2 protein-coding genes and 1 pseudogene are annotated in these 5501 nt (G+C 46.7%); all 3 read left to right on the top strand.

Going from position 1 to position 5501, the window contains the following annotated elements; genetic code table 11:
• Positions 1 to 213: pseudogene (locus B5D40_RS15795) on the top strand (hypothetical protein); the annotation flags it as partial.
• A 122-nt stretch (positions 214 to 335) separates the two neighbouring features.
• Complete coding sequence (locus tag B5D40_RS14775; RefSeq protein WP_456151867.1) at positions 336 to 3827, top strand: type IIG restriction enzyme/methyltransferase; 3492 nt, start codon at positions 336 to 338, stop codon at positions 3825 to 3827.
• A gap of 466 nt (positions 3828 to 4293) precedes the next feature.
• Positions 4294 to 5472: an IS3 family transposase gene (locus B5D40_RS14785; protein WP_200804186.1), complete on the top strand. Its 1179-nt coding sequence runs from the start codon at positions 4294 to 4296 to the stop codon at positions 5470 to 5472.
• The last annotated feature ends 29 nt before the right edge of the window (positions 5473 to 5501 follow it).

Here is a 5501-nt window from a genome sequence, read left to right on the forward strand (position 1 = left end):
GTCGGAATTTCGTTCGGCGACAAGAGGAAAAGGGATTTGGACAACGCCTTGACTTCCGTAATGGACCTTCTGAAAGATTCCGGGCTTATAGCCGACGACGACTGGAGACGCGTCTGCCGGGTCGTTTCCGAGGTTCTGGACATAAGGGAACATTACGCCATTGTGACGATAGATCCGGCGGATATTCCCAATTCTTGCAAAAGTGGTCTTTAAAGTGAGCATTTTATTTTTGAAAACAATGGAAATTGGGTGTAAAACCAGCTATCACATTGGAAAGCGTAGGACAACAAAGGAAAGTCGCGAAGCCTTTAATTTAATGGCGTTCCGGCTTGTTTTTGCATTTATGTTTAGTTTTCGGCAAAAGTTGTTGTTATTCTATGCTGGAATACATCCGTTTTGGCAATCGCGAAATCAAGTACTTGGCCATTACGAATTTTGACGAGTGGTACTTTTTTGACGTAAAGGATTTTGTGCGCTATTTTGCATCGAAGTCGAATCCGGTCTATGAGCAGTTCCAAAAATTCGAAGCGAACCAGATGAGCGGAAACAAGACTTCCGATTTCTACAACGATATCGCAAGGCCCGCCATCGACGATTTCCTTAAAACCTGCGACATCAACGTCGTCCGTTTTTCCCTTGCGGATGTGGCGATTCAAGCCCACGACAATGATGACAAACGCGTCATTGCGAGCGATAGCGAAGCAATCCATTCAGGCTCCTCTGCGAAAGCAGGAGTAAATGGCGAGAAACAACTTCTCCCGCTTTACAAATTCCTCTCGCCCGAAACCCTCCTTGCCAAGCCCTTCGCCAACGACAGCAACAGCCTGAACAAAAACTTTTACGCGGAACTTTTGCACATCATCGGCCTCGAAGAAGTCAAGGACGGCGGCAAGAAAATCATCAGCCGCAAGAAACCCGCCAATCGCGACAAGGCAAGCCTTTTAGAAAGCGCCATATACCAACTGGAAATGGACATTCCCGACGAAGCCCGTTGCGAATCCATGGCGCTTCGCCTTTGCATTACCTGGGTGAATCGCTTGCTGTTTTTGAAACTGGTGGAATCTCAAATATTGATCTACCAAAAGGGCGATGCCGCTTACCGGTTCATGAGCATCGACAAAATCCAAAACTTTGACGAACTGAATATTTTCTTTTTCAAGGTGCTGGGCAAAAAAATCGAAGCCCGGGACAAGGCAATTTTGGAACGCTATCCCAACGTGCCTTATCTGAACAGTAGTTTGTTCGAACCCACCGAAGACGAAGACAAGTTGAAAATCCGGGGAATCCCCGACGCGCCCATGGAAATTTTCAATAGAACCGTGCTCAAGGACGAGCGGGGCAAACGGGCGAAGTGTTCCATGCACAATCTGGAATACATCTTCCGTTTCCTCGATGCCTACGACTTTGCCAGCGATTCTCAAGGCGGCGTCACATCCACCAGCAAGACTCTCATCAACGCTTCCGTTCTCGGGCTCATCTTCGAAAAAATCAACGGTTACAAGGACGGCAGCTTTTTTACGCCCGGCTTCATTACCGACTATATGGCCCGGGATGTGCTGGAAAGATGCGTCGTCCAGAAATTCAACGAGACGAAAAATTGGAACTGCAAGAATTTGGACGAAGTCTCCGAGAAAATCGACGACGTGGAAGAAGCCAACAAAATCGTGGACGATATCCGCATTGCCGACATTGCTGTAGGTTCGGGGCATTTTCTGGTTTCGGCACTTAACCGCATGCTCGCCATCAAGTCGCAGCTCAACATTTTCCGCGATGTTCACGGCAAGCGAATCAAACGTATGGACTTGGAACTCAAAGTCGATAACGATGAACTCTCTGTTGTCGATGACGAGGGCGAACCCTTTGAATACAAGCCCGGGAATCCCGAACGCCAACGCATTCAAGAAGCGCTGTTTCACGAGAAAAGGAACATCATCGAAAATTGCCTTTTCGGCGTGGATTTGAATCCGAACTCCGCGAACATCTGCCGTTTGCGTTTGTGGATTGAACTTTTGAAGAACGCCTACTATACCGAAGAAAGCGGATTCACGCGGCTGGAAACCCTTCCGAATATCGACATCAACATCAAGGTGGGGGATAGCCTCCTCTCCAAATATCCCGTGCAAAACGGGCGGGTCATCGCCGACTATCTCACTCATGACGAACGAGCGGACCGCAAAAAGGACAGCCTGAAAAATGCCCTCGTCGAATACCGCAACTGCGTGCAGGAATACAAAGCCGGAGGAACGCAGAATTCCAAAATCGCCCTCCGTCAAAAAATCGCCAGCTTAAAAAGCCGCATGGTAGAAGAAGGCGTGCTGGAAATGTTCGAGGAATACGCAAACAAGACCGACGACACCATCGACTTTTCCAATTCGCTGGAATGGATGTTCGAGTTCCCCGAAATCCTGGATGACCAGGGACGCTTCGTGGGCTTTGATGCCGTGATAGGGAATCCGCCGTATATACAACTGCAAGCAAATAATGGTCTTTTGGGTTCGCTGTACGAACAAAGGAACTATAGCACGTTCTTTAAGCAAGGTGATTTGTATTGCCTGTTTATGGAACGAGCGTATGCGCTTTTGAAAAATAACGGTCAATTTGGATTTATTAATCCCAATACTTGGTTGCAGTCAATCTCTTTTAGCCCTGTTCGATTATTTTTAACTTCGTATTTTCGATGGAATAAAATTATTCTAACGCATAAAGTTTTTGCCGAAGCAACCGTTGACACCCACTGCCTATTGTTTACGAAATCAAAGGAACAGTGTGATTGCTCCATTAGCCGAATAGATGCGGATGGTAAAATAACGCCGTTGCATACAATTAAGAAAGAAGGCATAAGCCAGACAGAAAGAATTATAAACATTGAAATAAATCAAGATTCTTTGTTGTTGATAAAAAAGATTGAGGCATCTTCTAAACCTCTCACAGAATACTTGGATATTTATAATGGAGTAAAGCCATTTGAAAAAGGGAAAGGAACCCCGCCCCAAACAAAGCAAATCGTTGAAGAAAAGCCATATGTAAGGGACGGTGATAAACCAGACGAAAACTGGTCTCCGTTAATGCGCGGAAGTTTAATGCATCGCTATACAAACTTGTGGAATGATAACTATTGGATATTGTACGGAAAATGGCTTGCTGCACCGAGAGATAAAAAGATTTTCGAAGCTCCTGAAAAAATTATTGTTCGGCAAACGGGAGATTCTATTATTGCGACAATCATTGATGCTGGCGTTATTTGCCGAGATAATTTGCATATATGCATAGCTAAATCAGAAAGTTTAAATTTGAAATATATTTTGGGCGTGCTGAATTCTAAACTGATTGATTTCTTCTATACATTTATAAATCCAGAAAAAGGGGAAGCTCTTGCGCAAGTAAAGAAAACTCATGTTGAAGCACTTCGTATTCCTGACGCTACGGAGCAACAGCAAAAAGAAATTTCGTATCTTGTAGAAAAAGCCCTGATTTTACGAAAAGAAAAGGTTGATGCCGATATAGCGTCGATTGCGATGGAAATTGATAAGAAAGTTTATGCCATTTTCAACCTTTCCCCGGAAGAAATAGCTATAATAGAAAACATGATTTCTGACGCATGTAATATGTTCACAACGACCTTGGCATTTCCGTTCACATACGATGAAATCAGCACCTTTTGCAACGACAAAGCCTTCATCATCACGGAAAATGCAAATGCCCAAAAAGACATTTCCGCGAAGTGTCATCCTGAACGAAGCGCAAGCGTAGTCGAAGGATCCGGTGCAGAAATGCCCGCCAATGTCATTGCGAGGGAAGCGAAGAATCCAGTGCAGGTTCCATCCTGAAGCCCCTTCTCGCAATCCTTAACTCAAACCTTGCAAAACTCTGGATATGGTACAACTGCCCCGAACTCATGGGCGGCACCCGCGAAATCCGCAAAGTCTATTTCGAAAACATCCGCATCCCCCTCGACAACCCCGAAATCTTGCAAGAACTTGGTGCATTAGCCGAGGAAATCATTGTGGCCAAGAAAAGCGGCGAGTCCTCCGCGGGATTGGGGGCTGCGGACAAAAAGTTGGACACAATTGAGGTCCGTACATGCCCTATTACTCCTTATCACAGATAGCCAAGGCGCTGAAAACATATCACGATTTGAGGTCGGTCTCCCGAACGGTCCAGGCGCTAGGCTATCCGACAAGAGCCCGCCTTTATTTCTGGATTCACGAGTAAGGAAAGGTCAAGACAAGAAAGGGGAAATGCAGCTATAAAAACACTTGGGAGCACCCAAGGAATCCTCCGGCAAATATTAAATTGGAGGCGATTCGAAGATGTTTCGAAAAAGTCGAGAAAGTTGTAGATGTCGCCGAGGGACTCGGGTATTCGACTGCCAGCATCTATAAATGGAGACGCCTGTATCTGACAAAAGGAGCCCTGGCCTTGCAAAGTTGCAACCGTAAAAACCCAAGAGGACCTCTTGAAGAGGGGAAGGACGATTTTTCCTCCGCCGAAGTTTCCGCACTGAACAGGAAAGTCCGCGACCTGGAGATGGAAGTGGCCATCCTGAAGGAGACTTTGAACATATTAAAAAAAGACCCCGGCGTTGACGTTTCCGCCTTGAGGAACAGGGAAAAAACGGAAATCGTCAACGCCTTGAAAGACCGCTTCGGACTTGGCCAACTTCTTGCCCGGCTTGACCTGCCCCGCAGCGTATTCTATTACAACCTGAAGCACGCAAACGACAGGGCGATTAAGGACAGGGATTCCCTTGAATTTGTACAGATAGCCTTCCAGGCATCCAAGAAGAGGTACGGTTACAGAAGGATCCGAAAGGTATTGAAAGACGAGGGAAGGACCTTGTCTGAAAAAGTCATCCGGAGGGTGATGCGCGAGAACGGACTTGCGGCCTACCGTCCCAGAAAACGGAAGTACAGCTCGTACAGGGGCGAAATTTCGCCCGCGGTGCCCAATCTGATAAACCGCGATTTCCATGCCGACAGGCCCAATGAGAAATGGCTTACGGACATCACGGAGTTCCCCCTTTCCGACGGCAAGTTGTACCTGTCTCCGATGATAGACTGCTTCGACGGAAAACCCGTATGCTGGACTATAGGCGAAAGCCCCGATTCGAGGCTAGTGAACCGAATGCTGGACAAGGCCTTAGGGCAGCTCCACGACGGAGAAAAGCCGATCGTGCATACGGACCGGGGATGCCATTACAGATGGCCGGGATGGATAAAGCGGATGAACGATGCGGAGCTGAAACGGTCAATGTCGAAGAAAGGCTGCTCTCCCGACAACTCCGCCTGCGAGGGCTTCTTCGGCATCGTAAAGAACGAATTGTTCTACAATCGTGACCTGGCTGGCGTCACCAAAAACGAATTCAAAAAGGAACTGAATGAATATTTGGAGTGGTTCTGCAAGGATAGAATAAAGATGAGTCTTGGCGGAATGAGCCCCGATGATTACAGAAAAAGTCTAAATTTAATCTAACTAATCTGTCCAAGAAAAAGTCCGCAGCC

Source organism: Fibrobacter intestinalis, from assembly GCF_900167415.1.
Classification (GTDB): Bacteria; Fibrobacterota; Fibrobacteria; order Fibrobacterales; family Fibrobacteraceae; genus Hallerella; species Hallerella intestinalis.